Source organism: Burkholderia sp. FL-7-2-10-S1-D7 (assembly GCF_001524185.1).
Lineage (GTDB): Bacteria > Pseudomonadota > Gammaproteobacteria > Burkholderiales > Burkholderiaceae > Burkholderia > Burkholderia diffusa.
In genome coordinates this window covers 26,164-45,556 of record NZ_LOWY01000056.1, presented here as the reverse complement: position 1 = coordinate 45,556, position 19,393 = coordinate 26,164, and the positions used below count along the sequence as shown (strand labels likewise).

Sequence of the window (19,393 nt, the reverse complement as noted above, 5' to 3'; positions counted from 1 at the left end):
CGGGGCAGGCCGGCGGACCGCCGGCAGCCCCGGCGCCTACTGCCGGCGCCGGGGCGTTTCATGAACGGCAGGTTTGTTGGCAGGGCGGTCCGGCATGCGGGCCGCGGCGCCGCGATGCGGCCCGCATGCCCTGCAAGGTAGAACATGACGGCCCTTGCAACACCACTGCCCGGCTAGCCGGCACGCTCCTTTCGCGATCGACCCGGTCGCTCCCCGCCGATTACCGTCGGCGCCCCTCAGTCCCAAATTTTCACGTAGCAACGCATCGACCATGTCCACTTCGCCCAAGATCATCTACACCCTCACCGACGAAGCGCCGGCGCTCGCGACCTATTCGCTGCTGCCGATCGTCAAGGCCTTCACGCGCTCGTCGGGCGTCGCCGTCGAAACGCGCGACATCTCGCTCGCCGGCCGCATCATCGCGGCGTTCGCCGACGTCCTGCCGCCGGAGCAGAAGGGTTCCGACGATCTGGCCGAACTGGGCCAGCTCACGCTGAAGCCGGAAGCGAACATCATCAAGCTGCCGAACATCAGCGCATCGGTGCCGCAGCTCAAGGCCGCGATCGCCGAACTGCAGGCGCAGGGCTACAAGCTGCCGGCGTACCCGGAAGAGCCGTCGACCGACGAAGAGAAGGCCGTCAAGGCCCGCTACGACAAGATCAAGGGCAGCGCGGTGAACCCGGTGCTGCGCGAAGGCAACTCCGACCGTCGCGCGCCGCTGTCGGTCAAGAACTACGCACGCAAGCACCCGCACAAGATGGGCGCATGGAAGGCCACGTCGAAGGCGCACGTCGCGCACATGAGCGAAGGCGACTTCTACGGCAGCGAGAAGTCGGCGCTGATCGCCGAGGCCGGCAGCGTGAAGATCGAACTCACGACGGCCGACGGCGTGAAGAAGGTGCTGAAGGAAAAGACGGCCGTGAAGGCCGGTGAAATCATCGATGCATCGGTGATGAGCCGCAAGGCGCTGCGCAGCTTCATCGAAGCGCAAATCGCCGACGCGAAGGCGCAGGACGTGCTGTTTTCGGTGCACCTGAAGGCGACCATGATGAAGGTCTCGGACCCGATCCTGTTCGGTCACTTCGTGTCGGTGTTCTACCGCGACGCGCTCGCGAAGCACGCGGAGGCGCTGGCGCAGGTCGGCTTCAACCCGAACAACGGCATCGGCGACCTGTACGCGCGCCTGAAGGACCTGCCGGCCGACACACGCGAAGCGATCGAAGCCGACGTCAAGGCCGAATACGCAGTGCGTCCGCGCCTCGCGATGGTCAACTCGGACAAGGGCATCACGAACCTGCACGTGCCGAGCGACGTAATCGTCGACGCATCGATGCCGGCGATGATCCGCGAGTCGGGCTGCATGTGGGGCCCGGACGGCGAACTGCGCGACGCGAAGGCCGTGATTCCGGACCGCTGCTACGCGGGTGTCTATCAGGCCGTGATCGAGGACTGCAAGCAGCACGGCGCATTCGACCCGGTCACGATGGGCAGCGTGCCGAACGTCGGCCTGATGGCGCAGGCGGCCGAGGAATACGGTTCGCATGACAAGACGTTCCAGATCCCGGCAGACGGCGTCGTGCGCGTCACGGACGAAGCCGGCAACGTGCTGCTCGAGCACGCGGTCGAGTCGGGCGACATCTGGCGCATGTGCCAGACGAAGGACGCTCCGGTGCAGGACTGGGTCAAGCTCGCGGTGAACCGCGCCCGCGCGACCGGCGCGCCGGCCGTGTTCTGGCTCGATCCGGCACGTGCGCACGACGCGCAGATCATCGCGAAGGTCGAACGCTATCTGAAGGATCACGACACGAACGGCCTCGACATCCGCATCATGACGCCGGAAGACGCGACGCGCTTCTCGCTCGAGCGCATCCGCGCGGGCAAGGACACGATCTCGGTCACGGGTAACGTGCTGCGCGACTACCTGACCGACCTGTTCCCGATCATGGAACTCGGCACCAGCGCGAAGATGCTGTCCATCGTGCCGCTGATGGCCGGCGGCGGGATGTTCGAAACGGGCGCGGGTGGCTCGGCACCGAAGCACGTGCAGCAGTTCGTCGAGGAAGGCTTCCTGCGCTGGGATTCGCTCGGCGAATTCCTCGCGCTGGCCGCGTCGCTCGAACACCTCGGCAACGCGTACCAGAACCCGAAGGCGCTCGTGCTCGCGAAGACGCTCGACCAGGCAACCGGCAAGTTCCTGGACGAGAACAAATCGCCGGCGCGCAAGGTCGGCGGCCTCGACAATCGTGGCAGCCACTTCTATCTGTGCCTTTACTGGGCGCAGGCGCTGGCCGAGCAGACCGAGGATGCCGCGCTGAAGGCGCAGTTCGAAGGCGTCGCGAAGTCGCTGTCCGACAGCGAAGCGCGCATCCTGGAAGAACTGTCGGCCGCGCAGGGCACCGCGCAGGCGATCGGCGGCTACTACCGTCCGAACGTCGAGCTGACGAGCCGGGCGATGCGCCCGAGCGCAACGCTGAACGGCATCGTCGACGCAGTCGCCTGACGCAGGGCGCGCTCCCGCGCGCGCCGCGGCAACGGCAGCGGCCGATGCGGCTCGCCGTTCCGCCGAACATGAAAACGCCCCGGTCACCCGGGGCGTTTTTCGTTGCCGGCGTGCCATTCAGACGTGAACGATTTCCCACTCGGCGATTTCGTGCGGCACTTCGAGCGTGGCCGTATCCAGTTCGGACAGTTGCTCGCAGTCGCCGCGGGAGATGTGGTCGGCCGCCACTTCCGGGCACGAGAACGCGCCGAGCAGGGCGTTGCCGAACGTCGCTTCCCAGCCGCCGTTACCCGGCAGGATATAGAACGACCCGAGCGCTGAACCAAAGCGAAATCCCTTCATTTCCGTTCTCCCTTTCTGATCACAAGCGATTCTGTTGTGCCGCCTGCCGGCTCGTCCGGCTGTGGCCCGACTGGCTGCTTGCGCCGGGGTCCCTATCGACCGTCGTGGCGAAGCGTCAGTGCATGGAACAAAGTCTACGTCCGGGGCAGCGCCCGATGGTGCGCGTAGAGCGCTTTCTCGAAACAAAAAATATCTAGCAAAAACAGTGACTTATTGCGCTCGTTTTGTATTGCGGAACGATTTTTGGCATCGCGAAACAGCCAATTTGTGCCATGCACCACGAATTTTTATAACGCAGGGACTTGTTCCGCATCGTGAAAAATTGGCGGGCTCATGCGTGGGTGGCGCGCGCATGCCGATCGCGGGATGTGCGGCAGGGGCGAATTGTCTCGACCGGGCGTGGCGAAAGCGGGCGGCGAAGGCCGGCGGTCGGCTCGAATTGCGATGAATGCGGTGAGGTGCGGCAGCACCCGGCGACGATCGAAAACACTCGATGATCGCAAGCCGGTCCGTTCGTCCGCCCGGCCGCCCTGCGTCGTATCGACGCTCGTCGGCTGTTGCCGCGTCTCAGCCGGGGGCTGCGGTTATGATGACGCGGGCATCAGGATTCGCGTTGCGCACGGGCGCTTCTCCGTGCCCGCCGGCGCGACGCAGCATGAATAACGAGGAACGATTGATGATACGGAGAACCTTCCTGTCGCACGCCATCGGCGTCGCGGCGGCATCGCTGTTTGCCCGCACCGCCTGGGCGCAGCATGCCGGTCATACGGGCATGGCAGGCATGGATCAGATGGACGACATGCCCGGCATGTCAGGGATGGCAGACCACGCGCAGCACGCGAAACCGGCGCCGGCTGCGCTCGCGGCGGCCGATGCGCTGCCGGCCGGCGCGCCGCTCGCGTCGCTGCGCACGCTTGCGAACGAAAGCCGCGAGCCGGGCACGTTCCGCGCGACGCTGGTCGCCCAGCCCGTCGCGCGTCCGATGCTGCACGGTGCGCGTCCGACGACGTTCTGGCAGTTCGGCGCGGGCACGCAGGGGCCGGTGGTCGGCCCGCTGATCGACGTGCGCGAGGGCGACATGGTCGAAATCCGCTTCGTGAACAAGCTGCCGCAGCCGTCGACGATCCACTGGCACGGCCTGCCGGTGCCGCCCGACCAGGACGGCAACCCGTCCGATCCCGTCGCGCCGGGTGCGTCGCGCGTGTATCGCTTCACGCTGCCGAAGGGGAGCGCCGGCACATACTGGTATCACCCGCATCCGCACATGATGACCGCCGAGCAGGTGTTTCGCGGGCTGGCCGGCCCGTTCGTCGTGCGTGCCGCCGACGATCCGCTCGCCGGCTGGCCCGAGCGCAACCTGTTCGTGTCCGACCTGAAGCTCGCGCGCGACGGCACGATTCCGCCGAACGACATGATGGACTGGATGAACGGCCGCGAAGGCCAGTTCGTGCTGGTCAACGGTGCGCGCCGGCCGCGGATCGACGTCGCGGGCGACGAGCGCTGGCGCGTGTGGAACGCGTGCAGCGCGCGCTACCTGCGCATTGCGTTCGACGACGGCCGCGCGTTCGAGCAGGTCGGCACCGACGGCGGGCTGTTCGATGCGCCGCGCCGCGTGACGTCGCTGCTGCTCGCGCCGGGCGAGCGCGCCGAATTGCTGGTGCGCGCCGGCGATCGCACGTCACGCGCGGTGCTGCAGGCGGCCGAATACGACCGCCGCAAGATGGCGATGTCGCACGACGGCGGCCACGGCAGCCTGCCGCCCGATCCGGCGCTGCCGCTCGCCGACGTCGCGTTCGCACCGGCCGCCGCCCGTGCGTTGCCGGCCACGCTGCGCGCGGTGCCCGCCCTCGGCGAACCGGTCGCGCACAAGGAAGTCGCGCTCGGCGAGGAGATGGACATGGACGCGATGATGAACAGCCCGGCGCATGGTCGCCCGGCCGGGATGCGCTTCACGATCAACGGCGCGACCTACGCGCCGCACCGTGCGACGCTGACCAGCCGCCGAGGCGACGTCGAACGCTGGGCGATTCACAACGCTACCGACATGGATCACCCGTTCCATTTGCACGGCACGCAATTCCAGGTGATCGAGCGCGCATCGGGCGGCACGCGCACGAGCGAACCGTTCCGCGCGTGGCGCGACACCGTGAACGTGCGCAGCGGCGAGACCGTGACGATACGCGTCATGCAGGACATGCCCGGCGAGCGCATGTTTCACTGCCATATTCTCGAACACGAGGATCTCGGCATGATGGGCACGCTGAAGGTCGTGTAACGAGTATTGAATATGTTTCACGCGGATGACGGCATTCGATCTGCGCGTGAAACAAGACAATGCGTGTTCAATTATCGGGATTGAACGAAAAGGCCAGCCAATCGAATTAACGAGTGGCTGGCCTGAAAAAAAAGAAACCCGGCGCAATGCCGGGTTTCTTCGTCTGATATCCGGTGCCTTTACGCGGCCTGGATGTTCGACGCTTGCTTGCCCTTCGGCCCTTGAACGACCTCGAAGCTCACCTTCTGGCCTTCCTTCAGGGTCTTGAAGCCCTGCATGTTGATGGCCGAGAAGTGCGCAAACAGATCTTCACCGCCCTCGTCGGGAGTGATGAAACCGAAGCCCTTCGCGTCGTTGAACCACTTAACGATACCAGTTGCCATTTTCCTACTTCCCCTGTCACACAGTCGCTGCTACTTACCACGAGCACGCTCGAAAAGCTAAACGACCGGAAAATACAGCCGTTCCCCCCTCACAAGCTCACCTTCGGACTCTTTCATTTCGCCAACCGACGAGTTGAAAAAAGTGCCAGCTTGATTGTTGGCGCTCTTTATTTGAGTGTCAAGCGGAATTTTTAGACGGTTAGAGGGCCGTTGTAAAGAACCCATTTTCAGGGTTTTTCCGGCTTTGCTTTGCAGCATGGCGCCAAGCGCGCGGACTTGAAAAGTCGCATAATCGGCTCATATACCAGGCTCGAGTGACACGCGATCGAGTCGTCCCGGCTTGTGGGATACTGGATGCGGATGCGACGGTCCGGTGCGGTTTCCCCCTGACGGTTCGTGTTCCGAGCCACGCGTGAAAGCCGGCACCGCAGCCGGCTTTCGTATGGCCCGAAGACGATCGCGAGTCGTCGGGAACCAGGGAGGGCGCCGACCGGTCGGTCGGGTAATGGCAGGATTGCGGGCCTGTCCGAGTTGTTTAGAATGGGTGTATGGCGATTATCCCGGACAAGCAGGACAGCACCGTCCTGGAACGCAAGCAGCAGAAGCTCAAGCCGCCTTCGATGTACAAGGTGGTGCTGCTGAACGACGACTTCACGCCGATGGAGTTCGTCGTGATGGTCGTACAGGAGTATTTCAAGAAGGATCGCGAGACGGCCACGCAGATCATGCTGAAGGTCCATCGTGAAGGGCGAGGGGTATGTGGGGTCTATACGCGGGACATCGCGTCGACCAAGGTTGAGCAAGTCGTTACCCATGCGCGGCAGGCCGGGCATCCGCTGCAGTGCGTGATGGAGGAAGCATGATTGCCCAGGAATTGGAAGTCAGCCTGCACATGGCGTTCATGGAAGCACGCCAGGCGCGCCATGAGTTCATTACGGTCGAGCATCTGTTGCTGGCCCTGCTGGATAATCCGACGGCAGCCGAGGTGTTGCGCGCGTGTGCGGCCAACATCGAGGATTTGCGTCAGAACCTGCGCAATTTCATCCACGACAACACACCTACCGTCCCGGGTACCGACGATGTCGATACCCAGCCGACGCTGGGTTTCCAGCGCGTGATCCAGCGCGCGATCATGCACGTCCAGTCGACGTCGAATGGCAAGAAGGAAGTCACCGGCGCGAACGTGCTGGTCGCGATCTTCGGCGAGAAGGACTCGCACGCCGTCTATTACCTGCAGCAGCAGGGCGTCACGCGCCTGGATGTCGTGAACTTCATTTCGCACGGTATCGCGAAGACGAACGGCGGCGAAGCCGCGAAGTCGGCCGACGCGAACGCGGAAAGCGAAGACGCGAACGCGCAGAAGGAAACCCCGCTCGCGCAGTTCACGCAGAACCTGAACCAGATGGCGAAGGACGGCCGCATCGATCCGCTGATCGGCCGCGAGCCGGAGGTCGAGCGCGTCGTGCAGGTGCTGTGCCGCCGCCGCAAGAACAATCCGCTGCTCGTCGGCGAAGCCGGCGTCGGCAAGACCGCGATCGCCGAAGGCCTCGCCTATCGCATCACGCGCGGCGAAGTGCCGGACATCCTCGCGAACGCGCAGGTGTATTCGCTCGACATGGGCGCGCTGCTCGCGGGCACCAAGTATCGCGGCGACTTCGAGCAGCGTCTGAAGACGGTGCTGAAGGAGCTGAAGGAACGGCCGCACGCGATCCTGTTCATCGACGAAATTCACACGCTGATCGGCGCGGGCGCCGCTTCGGGCGGCACGCTCGACGCATCGAACCTGCTGAAGCCGGCGCTTTCGTCGGGCACGCTCAAGTGCATCGGCGCGACCACGTTCACCGAATATCGCGGCATCTTCGAAAAGGACGCGGCGCTGTCGCGGCGCTTCCAGAAGGTCGACGTGACGGAGCCGACCGTCGAGCAGACGGTCGCGATCCTGCGCGGGCTGAAGTCGCGCTTCGAGGAGCATCACGGCGTCAAGTATTCGTCGGGTGCCCTGTCGGCCGCGGCCGAGCTGTCGGCACGCTTCATCACCGACCGTCACCTGCCGGACAAGGCAATTGACGTGATCGACGAAGCGGGCGCCGCGCAGCGCATCCTGCCGAAGTCGAAGCAGAAGAAGACGATCGGCAAGAGCGAGATCGAGGAAATCATCTCGAAGATCGCGCGCGTGCCGGCGCAGAGCGTGTCGCAGGACGATCGCAGCAAGCTGCAGACGCTCGATCGCGACCTCAAGAGTGTCGTGTTCGGCCAGGATCCGGCGATCGACGCGCTCGCGGCGTCGATCAAGATGGCGCGAGCCGGTCTCGGCAAGATGGACAAGCCGATCGGCGCGTTCCTGTTCTCCGGCCCGACGGGCGTCGGCAAGACCGAAGTGGCGCGCCAGCTTGCGTTCACGCTCGGCATCGAGCTGATCCGCTTCGACATGTCGGAATACATGGAGCGTCACGCGGTGAGCCGCCTGATCGGCGCGCCGCCGGGCTACGTCGGGTTCGACCAGGGTGGCCTGTTGACCGAAGCCGTCACGAAGAAGCCGCACTGCGTGCTGCTGCTCGACGAGATCGAGAAGGCGCATCCGGACATCTTCAACGTGCTGCTGCAGGTGATGGACCACGGCACGCTGACGGACAACAACGGCCGCAAGGCGGATTTCCGCAACGTCATCATCATCATGACGACGAACGCGGGCGCCGAGTCGATGCAGAAGGCGACGATCGGCTTCACGACGCGCCGTGAAACGGGCGACGAGATGACCGACATCAAGCGCCTGTTCACGCCGGAGTTCCGCAACCGCCTGGATGCGATCATCAGCTTCCGCTCGCTCGATGAGGAAATCATCATGCGCGTGGTCGACAAGTTCCTGATCCAGCTCGAGGAGCAACTGCACGAGAAGAAGGTCGACGCGCTCTTCACCGACGCGTTGCGCAAGCATCTCGCGAAGCACGGCTTCGACCCGCTGATGGGCGCGCGGCCGATGCAGCGGCTGATCCAGGACACGATCCGTCGCGCGCTGGCCGATGAACTGTTGTTCGGCAAGCTCGTCAATGGCGGTCACGTGACGGTCGACGTCGACGAAAGCGACAAGGTGCAGCTGTCGTTCGACAAGCTGGCGAATCCGCCGCACAAGCCGAACGAAGAGACGGTCGAAGTCGAGTAAGCGATAATTCGTTGTTCATGCGAACGGCGCGGGAAGTTTTCCGCGCCGTTTCGCTTTATCCGGCGCCGGTGGCGCAGTGGTGGTGCAGGGGAGTGGTAAGGCAGTGACACAACAACAACGGTCGTTCGACAACATCGTCGCGCGCGAACAAGGGTTGCGCCACGCGCTGACGTCGGGGCAGATGGCAATGATCGCGATCGGCGGCGCGATCGGCACGGGGCTGTTCCTCGGCAGCGGATTCGCGATCGGGCTTGCGGGCCCGAGCGTGCTGGTTTCATATGCGATCGGCGCGCTGATCGCGCTGCTGCTGATGGGCGCGCTCGCGGAAATGACGGTCGCGCATCCGACGGCCGGCTCGTTCGGTGCGTATGCCGAACACTACGTCGGGCCGCTCGCGGGCTTTCTCGTGCGCTATGCGTACTGGTTCGCGGTCGTGTTCGCGATCGGCACCGAAATCAGCGCGATCACCGTCTTCATGAAGTACTGGTTCCCGGCCGTGCCCGGCTGGTACTGGGTGATCGGCTTCTCCGCGCTGCTGATCGCCGTGAACCTCGCGAGCGTCACGCTGTACGGCTCGGTCGAATATGCGTTCTCGCTTCTGAAGATCGCGGCGATCGTCGTGTTCATCGTGCTCGGCGCGTATTTCGTGTGGTCGGCGCCGGCCGCATCGGGCATCGGCTTCGCGAACTACACCGCGCACGGCGGCTTCATGCCGAAAGGGCCGTGGGGCACCTGGGTCGCGGTGATCGTCGCGATCTTCAGCTACATGAGCATCGAGGCGGTCGCGATCGCGGCCGGCGAGGCGCGCGATCCGCAGCACGCGGTCACGCGCGCGTTCCGCTCGACGGTGTTCCGCCTCGTGCTGTTCTACCTGCTCACGCTGGCGCTGATGCTCGCGATCGTGCCGTGGACGCAGGCCGGCACCGACGAAAGCCCGTTCGTGAAGGTGATGGCCGCAACGCACGTGCCGTATGCGGCCGGCGTAATCAACTTCGTGCTGCTGATCGCGGCGCTGTCGGCGATGAACAGCCAGCTCTACGTGACGACGCGGATGATGTTCAGCCTGTCGCGCGCGCGGCTCGCGCCGGCCGTGTTCGGCCGGCTCGGCAACAACGGCGTGCCGCGTGCGGCGCTGTGGATCTCGACCAGCGGCGTCGCGGTCGCGACCGTGCTGGTCGCGCTGTCGCCGGATACCGCGTTCACCGTGATGATGGCGATCGCGATGTTCGGCGCGCTGTTCACGTGGTTGATGATCTTCGTCACGCACCTGCGTTTTCGCGCGCAATATCGCGGCCCGACGCTCGCGTTCCGGATGTGGGGGCACCCGTTCGGCAGCCTGCTCGGTGCCGGGCTCGTCGGCGCGATCCTGCTGACGACCGCGTTCACACGCGAATTCCGGATGACGATGATGGTCGGCGTCGTGTTCGTCGTGCTGCTGACGCTCGCGTATGCGCTGCACTACCGGCACGAACACGCACGCTGACGGTGCCCGCGCGGCCGCCCACGGCCGCGCTCGCCGGCCATGCCGTCATTCGCGTTCGCTAAGGTTTCGTTAAGCCGGCGGAGACTAACATTCGATCCTGTCTGCAACGCGGGCCGGCACGCGCTGGCTCGCCGCTTTCCTGCATAAAGGGGTTCGAATGAACAAACTTCCCGAAATCACGCTCGCGTTCTGGATCATGAAGATCTGCGCGACGACGCTTGGCGAGACCGGCGGCGACCTGCTGTCGATGACGCTGAACGTCGGCTATGCGGTGAGCTCGATCCTGCTGTTCGGTTTCTTTCTCGTGACGCTGGGCGCACAGCTCAGAGCGACGCAGTATCGCCCGGCGATCTACTGGGCCGTGATCGTCGCGACGAGCACCGCCGGCACGACGATGTCCGATTTCATGGACCGGACACTCGGCCTCGGCTATGCGGCCGGCTCGTCGATTCTCGTCGCGATCCTGCTGGCAATCTTCGCGGTGTGGCGCCTGAGCGGCGAATCGCTGTCGGTCGATCTGATCCGCACGCGCAAGGTCGAACTGCTGTACTGGATCGCGATCCTGTTCTCGAACACGCTCGGCACGGCGCTCGGCGATTTTCTCGCGGACAGTTCGGGCCTCGGCTTCGGCGGCGGCGCGCTGCTGATCGGCGGGCTGCTCACGCTGATCGTTCTGGCCCACTATTTCACGCGCATTTCAGGCGTGCTGCTGTTCTGGGCCGCATTCGTGCTCACGCGGCCGTTTGGGGCGACGGTCGGCGACCTGTTGACGAAACCGGTTGCCAAGGGCGGACTCGCGCTCGGCACGGTCGGATCGTCGGCGGTGCTGCTCGGCGTGCTCGTCGCGCTGGTGATCTACGCCAGCATCGCGCAGGCGCGGCGACGCGAGCTCGTGCCCGCGCGGATCGCCCAGACGGCCGATCGGTGAGCGGTAACGGAAAAAGAAAAGGGGCCGCGAGGCCCCTTTTTTTGCATGGTGTCGTTCAGTGTCGGCCGGTGCTGCCGAAGCCGCCTTCGCCGCGATCGCTTTGCGCGAAGTCGTCGACGATGTTGAATTGCGCCTGCACGACCGGCACGATCACGAGCTGCGCGAGCCGCTCGAACGGGTTCAGCACGAATTCGGTCTGGCCGCGATTCCACGTCGAGACCATCAACTGGCCCTGGTAGTCGGAATCGATCAGGCCGACGAGGTTGCCGAGCACGATCCCGTGCTTGTGGCCGAGGCCCGAGCGCGGCAGGATCAGCGCCGCATAGCCGGGATCCGCGAGGTGGATCGCGAGACCGGTCGGCACGAGCGTCGTTTCGCCCGGCTGCAGCGTGACGGGTGCGTCGAGACACGCGCGCAGGTCGAGGCCCGCGCTGCCGGTGGTGGCGTAGGCGGGCAGGTAATCGCGCATGCGCGCGTCGAGAATCTTCAGGTCGAGTTTCATGCGGTCGTCGAATCGGTCGGGAAGGGCGCGGCGGCGCGGGCCGCCGCGCGGGTGATCAGATCAGGCGGTTGTCCGGCAGGCGCTTCGCGATTTCCGCGACGAGCACGTGCGCGAGTTCGTCCTTCGGTGCGCGCGGCAGGCGCGTGAGGCCGGCCGCCTCGAACAGCACGACTTCGTTGTCGTCGCGGCCGAACGTCAGCGGGCCGAGATTGCCGACCAGGAGCGGCACGTTCTTGCGCTTGCGCTTCTCGTCGCCGTGCACGTCGAGGTCGCCGCTTTCGGCCGCGAACCCGACGCAATACGGCGGATCGGGCAGCGCCGCGACCGACGCGAGGATGTCCGGGTTCTCGACGAACGCGAGCGCCGGCATCTTGCGGTCGGCCGTCTTCTTCATCTTGTGCTCGGCCGGATGATCGACGCGCCAGTCGGCGACCGCGGCCACCGCGATGAAGATGTCGGCGTCGGACACCGCTTGCATCACCGCGTCGTACATCTGCTGTGCCGTCTGCACGTCCTGGCGGGACACGCCCCACGGCGTGTCGAGCGCGACCGGCCCCGCGACGAGATGCACGTCGGCGCCGGCCTGCTGCGCGGCGCGCGCGAGCGCGAAGCCCATCTTGCCGCTTGAGCGGTTCGTGAGGCCGCGCACCGGGTCGAGCGGCTCGAACGTCGGGCCGGCCGTGATCAGCACGCGACGGTGCGCGAGCACCTTCGGCGCGAAGTGCGCGACGATCGCTTCGTAAATCGCCTCGGGTTCGAGCATGCGGCCGTCGCCGACTTCGCCGCAGGCCTGAGCGCCCGAATCGGGGCCGAGCACCGACACGCCGTCCGCGCGCAACTGCGCGACGTTGCGCTGCGTGGCCGGGTTCTGCCACATCTGGCGGTTCATCGCGGGCACGACGAGCAGCGGGCAGTCGCGCGCGACGCACAGCGTCGACAGCAGGTCGTCCGCGAACCCGTGCGCGAGCTTCGCGAGGAAATCCGTCGACGCGGGTGCGATCACGATCGCGTCGGCTTCGCGCGACAGGTCGATGTGCGCCATGTTGTTGTCGATGCGTGCGTCCCACTGGTTCGTGTAGACGGGCCGGCCGGACAGCGCCTGCATCGTGACGGGCGTGATGAACTGCGTGGCGGCTTCGGTCATCGCGACCTGCACGGTCGCGCCTGCCTTCGTCAGCAGCCGGGTGAGCTCGGCGATCTTGTAGCAGGCGATGCCGCCCGTCAGGCCGAGAACGAGGTGTTTTCCTGCGAGTTCTGCGTGTGCCAACTCAGGCCTCCAAGGGTCAAACGGAACGGCCGGCGCGAAGCCGGCCGTCGACACCGAGTATGCGCGCTCAGCGCGAGCCGCGCACGCGACGCAGCTCGTCGTAGATCAGCAGCACCGCACCGATCGTGATCGCGGAATCGGCGAGGTTGAACGCCGGGAAGTGCCAGGCGCCGAGGTGGAAATCGAGAAAGTCGATCACGTGGCCGTAGATCAGCCGGTCGATCACGTTGCCGAGCGCGCCGCCGAGGATCAGCGCGAGCGACAGGCTGAACAGCCGCTGCTGGCCGTGACGGCGCAGCAGGAAGCAGATCACGAGCGTGGCGCCGATGCCGAGCGCGGTGAACGCCCAGCGCTGCCAGCCGCTCGCGGACGACAGGAAGCCGAACGCGGCGCCGCGGTTGTACACCAGCACGAGGTTGAAGAACGACGTCAGCGCATGCTGCGCGCCGTACGCGAACGTTTTCAGGATCGCGATCTTCGACAGCTGGTCGAACAGGATCACGATCAGCGAAATGCCGAGCCAGGGCGCGAGCGCGCCGCTGGCCGGTTTCGACACAGTCTTCGCCATATTCAAGCAGCGCTCCGGGTTTCGCCGTTTTCAAACAGGTTCGAGAAGCAGCGGCCGCACAGCGTCGGATGGTCGGCGTGCGCGCCGACGTCCTCGCGGTAGTGCCAGCAGCGTTCGCACTTCTGGTACTTCGACGCAGCCACGTCGACGCTTTCCTGCGCTTCGTCGTCGACCTTCACGACCGTTGCCGCCGACGTGATCAGCACGAACTTCAGGTCTTCGCCGAGGCTCGCGAGTGCGTCGTAACGCGCGCCGCCCGCGTGCACGGCCACTTCCGCCTGCAGCGACGAACCGATGCGGTTCGCGGTGCGTGCCTCCTCGAGCGCCTTCGTCACGTTGCCGCGTACGTCGCGCAGCAGCGCCCACTTCTCGATCAGCGCGGCCGCGCCGGCGACTTCCGGATACGCGTAGTAGGTTTCCGTGAAAATCGTGTCGCTGGCCGGCTGGAACACCTTCCACGCTTCTTCCGCGGTGAACGACAGGAACGGCGCGAGCACGCGCAGCAGGCCGTGCGTCAGGTGGTACAGCGCGGTCTGCGCGGAGCGGCGTGCGCGCGAATCGGCCGCGCTCGTGTACAGGCGATCCTTCAGCACGTCGAGGTAGAAGCCGCCGAGGTCTTCCGAGCAGTACGTCTGCAGCTTCGCGACGACCGGGTGGAACTCGTACTTCTCGTAGTGGCCGAGCAGTTCCGTCTGCAGTTGCGCGGAGAACGCGACCGCGTAGCGGTCGATCTCGAGCCATTCGTCGACCGGCACCGCGTGTTGCGCATAGTCGAAGTCCGACAGGTTCGCGAGCAGGAAGCGCAGCGTGTTGCGGATGCGGCGATAGCCTTCCGTCACGCGCTTCAGGATTTCCTCGGAGATCGCGAGCTCGCCCGAATAGTCGGTCGACGCGATCCACAGGCGGATGATTTCCGCGCCGAGACGGTTCGCGACTTCATGCGGGTCGATGCCGTTGCCGAGCGACTTGCTCATCTTGCGGCCTTCGCCGTCGACCGTGAAGCCGTGCGTGAGCAGGCCCTTGTACGGCGCGCGACCGTCGATCATCGACGCGGTCAGCAGCGACGAGTGGAACCAGCCGCGGTGCTGGTCGGAGCCTTCGAGGTACAGATCGGCCGGGAACTGCAGCTGATCCTTGTGCGAGCCGCGCAGCACGTGCCAGTGCGTCGTGCCCGAATCGAACCACACGTCGAGCGTGTCGCGGTTCTTTTCGTACAGGTTCGCGTCGTCGCCGATCAGCTCGCGCGGGTCGAGCGTCTGCCACGCCTCGATGCCCGACTGCTCGACACGCTTCGCGACTTCCTCGAGCAGCTCGAGCGTGCGCGGGTGCAGCTCGCCGGTTTCCTTGTGCACGAAGAACGCCATCGGCACGCCCCACTGGCGCTGGCGCGACAGCGTCCAATCGGGACGGTTCGCGATCATGCTGAACAGGCGCTGCTTGCCCCACGACGGGTAGAACGCGGTTGCCTCGATGCCTTCGAGCGCGGTTTCGCGCAGCGTCTTGCCGTCGTCGCGCGGGGTCACGTCCATGCCGGCGAACCACTGCGACGTCGCGCGGTAGATGATCGGCGTCTTGTGGCGCCAGCAGTGCATGTAGCTGTGCGTATACTTCTCGCTGCGCAGCAGCGAGCCTGCCGCGTTCAGCGCGTCGACGATCTTCGGGTTCGCGTCCCAGATCGACAGGCCGCCGAACAGCGGCAGCGATTCGATGTAGCGGCCGTCGCCCATCACCGGGTTGATGAAGTCCGAGTCGGTCATCCCGTGCGCCTTGCACGACTGGAAGTCCTCGATGCCGTATGCGGGCGCCGAGTGCACGACGCCGGTACCCGTGTCGGTCGTCACGTAGTCGCCGAGGTAGACGGGCGCGGTGCGCTTGTAGCCGGGGTGGGCCGATGCGAGCGGGTGGTGGAAGCGCAGGTTCGCGAGCTTCACGCCGAGGGTGGTCGCGACGACGCGGCCGGTCAGCTTGAACTCGGTCATGCAGGCTTCGACGCGTTCTTCCGCGATGATCAGCAGCCCGCGCTCGGTGTCGACCAGCGCATAGACGATTTCCGGATGGAGGTTCAGCGCCTGGTTGGCGGGGATCGTCCACGGCGTGGTGGTCCAGATCACGATACCGCCCTCGGCGCGCGGCAGTGCCGGCAGGCCGAACGCCTGCGCGGTCTTTTCCGGTTCCGCGAACGCGAACATCACGTCGATCGTCGGGTCGGTGCGGTCCTTGTACTCGACCTCCGCCTCGGCGAGTGCCGAGCCGCAGTCGAAGCACCAGTTCACCGGCTTCAGCCCGCGATACACATAGCCCTTCTCGATGATCTTGCCGAGCGCGCGGATCTCTTCCGCCTCGTTGACGAAGTTCATCGTCTTGTACGGATTCGCCCAGTCGCCGAGCACGCCGAGGCGCTTGAAGCCGACCTTCTGCTTCTCGATCTGCTCGGTCGCGTACGCGCGCGCCTTGCTCATCACTTCGGCCGCCGGCAGCGACTTGCCGAACTGCTTCTCGATCTGGATCTCGATCGGCATCCCGTGGCAATCCCAGCCCGGCACGTACGGCGCGTCGAAGCCGGCCATGTTGCGCGACTTGACGACGATGTCCTTCAGGATCTTGTTGACCGCGTGACCGAGGTGGATGTCGCCGTTCGCATACGGGGGGCCGTCGTGCAGGATGAACTTCGGCCGGCCCTGGCTGGCCGCGCGGATCTTCTCGTAGATGCCGCGCTCTTCCCATTCCTTGACCCACTGCGGCTCGCGCTTGGGCAGGTCGCCGCGCATCGGGAACGGCGTGTCGAGCAGGTTGACCGGATACTTGGCCTGCGGTTTCGAATCGGCTTTCTTGTTGCTCATGATGGGATCGCTATCTAAATCGGGGGACGCTCGGGCGTCGTGAATCGGGGGTGCGCGCGAGTGGGCGGCGCGAGGGTGCGGCGCCAGGCGCCGCCGTCCGGATCAGCTAATTCGGTCGGTCGCCGACGTCGAGAAGCCCGTGGCGCGGCTGCCCGGCGCACGGTCGCGCTCGATGAAGTACGCGCGTGCGTTCGCGACGTCCAGTGCGATCGCGCGCGACAGCGCTTCGAGATCGTCGTACTTCGCCTCGTCACGCAGCTTCTGCAGGAATTCAACGCGGATCAGCTTGCCGTACGCGTCGCCGTGCCAGTCGAGCAGGTGGACTTCGAGCAGCACGCGGCCGGAATCGTCGACGGTCGGGCGCAGCCCGAGGCTCGCGACGCCCGGCAGCGGGTCGGGGCCGAGGCCGTGCACCTGCACGACGAAGATGCCCGCGAGCGCCGGCCGCTTGTGCGCGATCGGCACGTTCAGCGTCGGGAAACCGAGGTCGCGGCCGAGCTTCAGCCCGTGCGCGACGTGGCCGCTGATCGCATAGCCGTGGCCCAGCGCCTGCGCGGCCGCGTCGAGATCGCCCGCGGCGAGCGCGGCGCGCACGCCCGAACTCGAGATGCGCGTGCCGTCGCTGCCGGCGACCGTGCCCATCTGCTCGACCTCGAAGCCGTACTGTTCGCCGGCCGCCTTCAGCGTGTCGAAGGTGCCCGCGCGCTTCGCGCCGTAGCAGAAATCGTCGCCGACCATCATCCAGCGCGTGTGCAGCCCGTTCACCAGCGTGCGTTCGACGAACGCCTGCGGCGACTGGCTCGCGAAGGTGTGGTTGAAGTGCTCGACGACGACGCGGTCGACACCGTGATCGCGCAGCGCCTCGAGCTTGTCGCGCAGCATCGCGATGCGCGGCGGCGCGCCGGCCGGATTGAAGAATTCGCGCGGGTGCGGCTCGAACGTCATCACGCACACGGGCAGGCCGCGCGCGTCCGCTGCCGCGCGCACGCGCGCGAGCAGGGCCTGGTGGCCGCGATGGACACCGTCGAAGTTGCCGATCGTCAGCGCGCACGGGGCACGGCTCTCGGCGTTGGGCAGGCCGCGGAAGACTTTCACGATAGCGGATGCAGCGGTCGGGGAATGGGCGGTGGGATGCCGCAAAGCAGAAGATTATAAACGTTCGGGCGGCCCGGCGGCCGAGAAGGGGGGAAACGCGGGGGCGAATGGTAAAATTCGCGGATGAAAAAACTCGTGATCCTGATTTCCGGTCGCGGCAGCAACATGGAGGCCATCGTCCGCGCGTGCGCGCAGGAACGCTGGCCGGCCGAGGTCGCTGCCGTGATCGCCAACCGGCCCGACGCGGCCGGCCTGGCTTTTGCCGCGTCGCACGGGGTGGCGACCGCGGTGGTCGACCATCGCTCGTTCGACGGCCGCGACAGCTTCGATGCGGCGCTCGCCGCCGAGATCGACCGTTTCGCGCCCGATCTCGTCGTGCTCGCCGGCTTCATGCGCATCCTCACGCCTGATTTCGTCAGACGATACGAGGGCCGGCTGCTGAACATCCATCCGTCGTTGCTGCCGAGCTTCAAGGGCATCCACACGCACCAGCAGGCGCTGGATGCCGGCGTCGCGCTGCATGGCGCGAGCGTGCATTTCGTGATTCCCGAGCTCGACAGCGGCGCGATCGTCGCGCAGGGCGCGGTGCCCGTGCGCGCGGGCGACGACGCGGCCGCGCTCGCGCAGCGCGTGTTGACGGTCGAGCACGTGCTGTATCCGCGTGCGGTGCGCTGGTTCGTCGAAGGGCGCCTGCGCCTCGAGAACGGCCGGGCAGTGGTGCCGCCGGATGAGGCGCGCTGGATTTTCGCGGATCAACCGCATACCGAAACGAGCGAGGGCGTATGAAGCTGCACGGATTCCTGATTGGCCAGACCGAGACCTTGCTGGCCGAGGTGCTGAAGTTCACCGGCCCGGCCGACGCGACCACGAGCCGGTTCTTCCGCGCGCACCCGAAGCTCGGCCACGCCGAGCGCGGCGTGATCGCCGAGGCGGTGTTCGCGGTGCTGCGCCGGAAGATGGAGTTTTCGCACCTGGCCGAGAGCGGCACGGGCAGCCCCGCGCGGCGCCTGACGCTGCTCGGCCTGATGCAGACGCTCGGCCGCAATGCGCTGAAGCCATTCGTGTCCGACACCGAGGCCGCGTGGCTCGAGCACGTGTCGAAGATCGATCCGGCGAGCCTGCCGGTGCGCGTGCGCACGAACCTGCCGGACTGGATCTACCAGGCGCTGTCGGCCCGTTTCGATGCCGAGGAACTCGCGCAGCTCGCCGCGGCGCTGAACTACCCGGCGCCGCTGGACCTGCGCGCCAACGCGCAGAAGGCGACGCGCGAGCAGGTGATCGACGCGCTGCGCGCGAACGGCATCGACGCGGGCGAGACGCCGTTCGCGCCGCACGGTGTGCGCGTCGTCGGCAAGCCGGCGCTCACGCGCCTGAAGCTGTTCGAGGAAGGTCAGATCGAGGTGCAGGACGAGGGCAGCCAGCTGCTGTGCTCGCTGGTCGCGCCGCGCCGCGGCGAGATGGTCGTCGATTTCTGTGCGGGCGCCGGCGGCAAGACGCTCGCGCTCGGCGCGATGATGCGCTCGACCGGGCGCCTGTATGCGTTCGACGTGTCGGAAAAGCGCCTCACGAAGCTGAAGCCGCGCCTGGCGCGCAGTGGGCTGTCGAACGTGAATCCGGTGCTGATCGACAGCGAGCACGACGCGAAGATCAAGCGGCTCGCCGGCAAGATCGACCGCGTGCTGGTCGACGCGCCGTGCAGCGGTCTCGGTACGCTGCGCCGCAACCCCGACCTCAAGTGGCGCCAGACGCGCACGTCGATCGAGGAACTCACGCCGAAGCAGGCGTCGATCCTCGCGAGCGCCGCGCGTCTCGTGAAGAAGGGCGGCCGGCTCGTATACGCGACCTGCAGCGTGCTCGACGCGGAGAACGAGGCGATCGTCGAGCAGTTCCTGGCCGATCATCCGGACTTCGTGCTGGTGCCCGCGCAGAAGGTGCTGGCCGACCAGCGCATCGCGCTCGAGACCGGCGACTACCTGTCGCTGTGGCCGCACCGCCATGCGACCGACGGCTTCTTCGCCGCGGTGCTCGAACGGCGCGCGCAGTAACGGCA

15 protein-coding genes are annotated in these 19,393 nt (G+C 66.2%); 8 read left to right on the top strand and 7 right to left on the bottom strand.

The window, feature by feature from the left end; genetic code table 11:
• Positions 1–271 precede the first annotated feature (271 nt).
• Positions 272–2,500, top strand: coding sequence for an NADP-dependent isocitrate dehydrogenase (locus WS75_RS19105; RefSeq protein WP_059682110.1), 2,229 nt, complete (start codon positions 272–274; stop codon positions 2,498–2,500).
• Positions 2,501–2,617: 117 nt separating this feature from the next.
• Here the strand turns inward: WS75_RS19105 and WS75_RS19100 are convergent, their stop codons facing one another.
• Positions 2,618–2,842 (bottom strand): hypothetical protein, encoded by a 225-nt coding sequence (locus tag WS75_RS19100; RefSeq protein ID WP_006490888.1) that lies wholly within the window; start codon positions 2,840–2,842, stop codon positions 2,618–2,620.
• A 676-nt stretch (positions 2,843–3,518) separates the two neighbouring features.
• Here WS75_RS19100 and WS75_RS19095 point away from each other — a divergent pair.
• Entirely contained in the window at positions 3,519–5,117 is a 1,599-nt protein-coding gene (locus WS75_RS19095) for a multicopper oxidase family protein (RefSeq protein ID WP_059682124.1), read from the top strand.
• Positions 5,118–5,296: 179 nt separating this feature from the next.
• Here WS75_RS19095 and WS75_RS19090 read toward each other — a convergent pair whose 3' ends face one another.
• Positions 5,297–5,500, bottom strand: a complete 204-nt coding sequence (locus tag WS75_RS19090; RefSeq protein ID WP_004196460.1) for a cold-shock protein — start codon at positions 5,498–5,500, stop codon at positions 5,297–5,299.
• Between the two features lie 548 nt (positions 5,501–6,048).
• Here WS75_RS19090 and clpS point away from each other — a divergent pair.
• The 4 genes from clpS to WS75_RS19070 all read left to right on the top strand — a co-directional run bounded on the left by clpS (position 6,049) and on the right by WS75_RS19070 (position 11,071).
• Entirely contained in the window at positions 6,049–6,363 is a 315-nt protein-coding gene (gene clpS / locus WS75_RS19085; protein ID WP_006398529.1) for an ATP-dependent Clp protease adapter ClpS, read from the top strand.
• Positions 6,360–8,660, top strand: a complete 2,301-nt coding sequence (clpA, locus tag WS75_RS19080; protein ID WP_059682108.1) for an ATP-dependent Clp protease ATP-binding subunit ClpA — start codon at positions 6,360–6,362, stop codon at positions 8,658–8,660. Before clpS ends, clpA begins: the two co-directional genes overlap by 4 nt.
• 103 nt (positions 8,661–8,763) lie before the next feature.
• On the top strand, positions 8,764–10,143 hold the full coding sequence (locus WS75_RS19075) for an amino acid permease (protein WP_059682119.1): 1,380 nt from the start codon (positions 8,764–8,766) through the stop codon (positions 10,141–10,143).
• A gap of 157 nt (positions 10,144–10,300) precedes the next feature.
• Entirely contained in the window at positions 10,301–11,071 is a 771-nt protein-coding gene (locus WS75_RS19070; RefSeq protein WP_059682106.1) for a COG4705 family protein, read from the top strand.
• A gap of 55 nt (positions 11,072–11,126) precedes the next feature.
• Here the strand turns inward: WS75_RS19070 and dut are convergent, their stop codons facing one another.
• The 5 genes from dut to WS75_RS19045 all read right to left on the bottom strand — a co-directional run bounded on the left by dut (position 11,127) and on the right by WS75_RS19045 (position 17,343).
• Positions 11,127–11,573: a dUTP diphosphatase gene (dut, locus tag WS75_RS19065; protein ID WP_057926079.1), complete on the bottom strand. Its 447-nt coding sequence runs from the start codon at positions 11,571–11,573 to the stop codon at positions 11,127–11,129.
• 55 nt (positions 11,574–11,628) lie between these two features.
• On the bottom strand, positions 11,629–12,840 hold the full coding sequence (coaBC, locus tag WS75_RS19060) for a bifunctional phosphopantothenoylcysteine decarboxylase/phosphopantothenate--cysteine ligase CoaBC (RefSeq protein WP_059682104.1): 1,212 nt from the start codon (positions 12,838–12,840) through the stop codon (positions 11,629–11,631).
• A 67-nt stretch (positions 12,841–12,907) separates the two neighbouring features.
• The gene (gene lspA, locus WS75_RS19055; RefSeq protein WP_059682102.1) at positions 12,908–13,408 is read right to left on the bottom strand and encodes a signal peptidase II; all 501 of its coding nucleotides are present in this window, start codon (positions 13,406–13,408) and stop codon (positions 12,908–12,910) included.
• A 2-nt stretch (positions 13,409–13,410) separates the two neighbouring features.
• Positions 13,411–16,248, bottom strand: a complete 2,838-nt coding sequence (gene ileS, locus WS75_RS19050) for an isoleucine--tRNA ligase (RefSeq protein ID WP_059682100.1) — start codon at positions 16,246–16,248, stop codon at positions 13,411–13,413.
• A gap of 102 nt (positions 16,249–16,350) precedes the next feature.
• The gene (locus WS75_RS19045; protein WP_059682098.1) at positions 16,351–17,343 is read right to left on the bottom strand and encodes a bifunctional riboflavin kinase/FAD synthetase; all 993 of its coding nucleotides are present in this window, start codon (positions 17,341–17,343) and stop codon (positions 16,351–16,353) included.
• 123 nt (positions 17,344–17,466) lie between these two features.
• Between WS75_RS19045 and purN the strand changes: the two genes are divergently transcribed.
• Both purN and WS75_RS19035 read left to right on the top strand, forming a co-directional pair.
• The gene (gene purN, locus WS75_RS19040; RefSeq protein WP_059603964.1) at positions 17,467–18,129 is read left to right on the top strand and encodes a phosphoribosylglycinamide formyltransferase; all 663 of its coding nucleotides are present in this window, start codon (positions 17,467–17,469) and stop codon (positions 18,127–18,129) included.
• Positions 18,126–19,388: an RsmB/NOP family class I SAM-dependent RNA methyltransferase gene (locus tag WS75_RS19035; RefSeq protein WP_059603963.1), complete on the top strand. Its 1,263-nt coding sequence runs from the start codon at positions 18,126–18,128 to the stop codon at positions 19,386–19,388. Before purN ends, WS75_RS19035 begins: the two co-directional genes overlap by 4 nt.
• The last annotated feature ends 5 nt before the right edge of the window (positions 19,389–19,393 follow it).

Bases quoted from the DNA above. Each gene is read 5' to 3' on its own strand.
- WS75_RS19105 (WP_059682110.1), top strand. From the start codon at position 272: ATGTCCACTTCGCCCAAGATCATCTACACCCTCACCGACGAAGCGCCG.
- WS75_RS19100 (WP_006490888.1), bottom strand. From the start codon at position 2,842: ATGAAGGGATTTCGCTTTGGTTCAGCGCTCGGGTCGTTCTATATCCTG.
- WS75_RS19095 (WP_059682124.1), top strand. From the start codon at position 3,519: ATGATACGGAGAACCTTCCTGTCGCACGCCATCGGCGTCGCGGCGGCA.
- WS75_RS19090 (WP_004196460.1), bottom strand. From the start codon at position 5,500: ATGGCAACTGGTATCGTTAAGTGGTTCAACGACGCGAAGGGCTTCGGT.
- clpS (WP_006398529.1), top strand. From the start codon at position 6,049: ATGGCGATTATCCCGGACAAGCAGGACAGCACCGTCCTGGAACGCAAG.
- clpA (WP_059682108.1), top strand. From the start codon at position 6,360: ATGATTGCCCAGGAATTGGAAGTCAGCCTGCACATGGCGTTCATGGAA.
- WS75_RS19070 (WP_059682106.1), top strand. From the start codon at position 10,301: ATGAACAAACTTCCCGAAATCACGCTCGCGTTCTGGATCATGAAGATC.
- dut (WP_057926079.1), bottom strand. From the start codon at position 11,573: ATGAAACTCGACCTGAAGATTCTCGACGCGCGCATGCGCGATTACCTG.
- lspA (WP_059682102.1), bottom strand. From the start codon at position 13,408: ATGGCGAAGACTGTGTCGAAACCGGCCAGCGGCGCGCTCGCGCCCTGG.
- ileS (WP_059682100.1), bottom strand. From the start codon at position 16,248: ATGAGCAACAAGAAAGCCGATTCGAAACCGCAGGCCAAGTATCCGGTC.
- purN (WP_059603964.1), top strand. From the start codon at position 17,467: ATGAAAAAACTCGTGATCCTGATTTCCGGTCGCGGCAGCAACATGGAG.
- WS75_RS19035 (WP_059603963.1), top strand. From the start codon at position 18,126: ATGAAGCTGCACGGATTCCTGATTGGCCAGACCGAGACCTTGCTGGCC.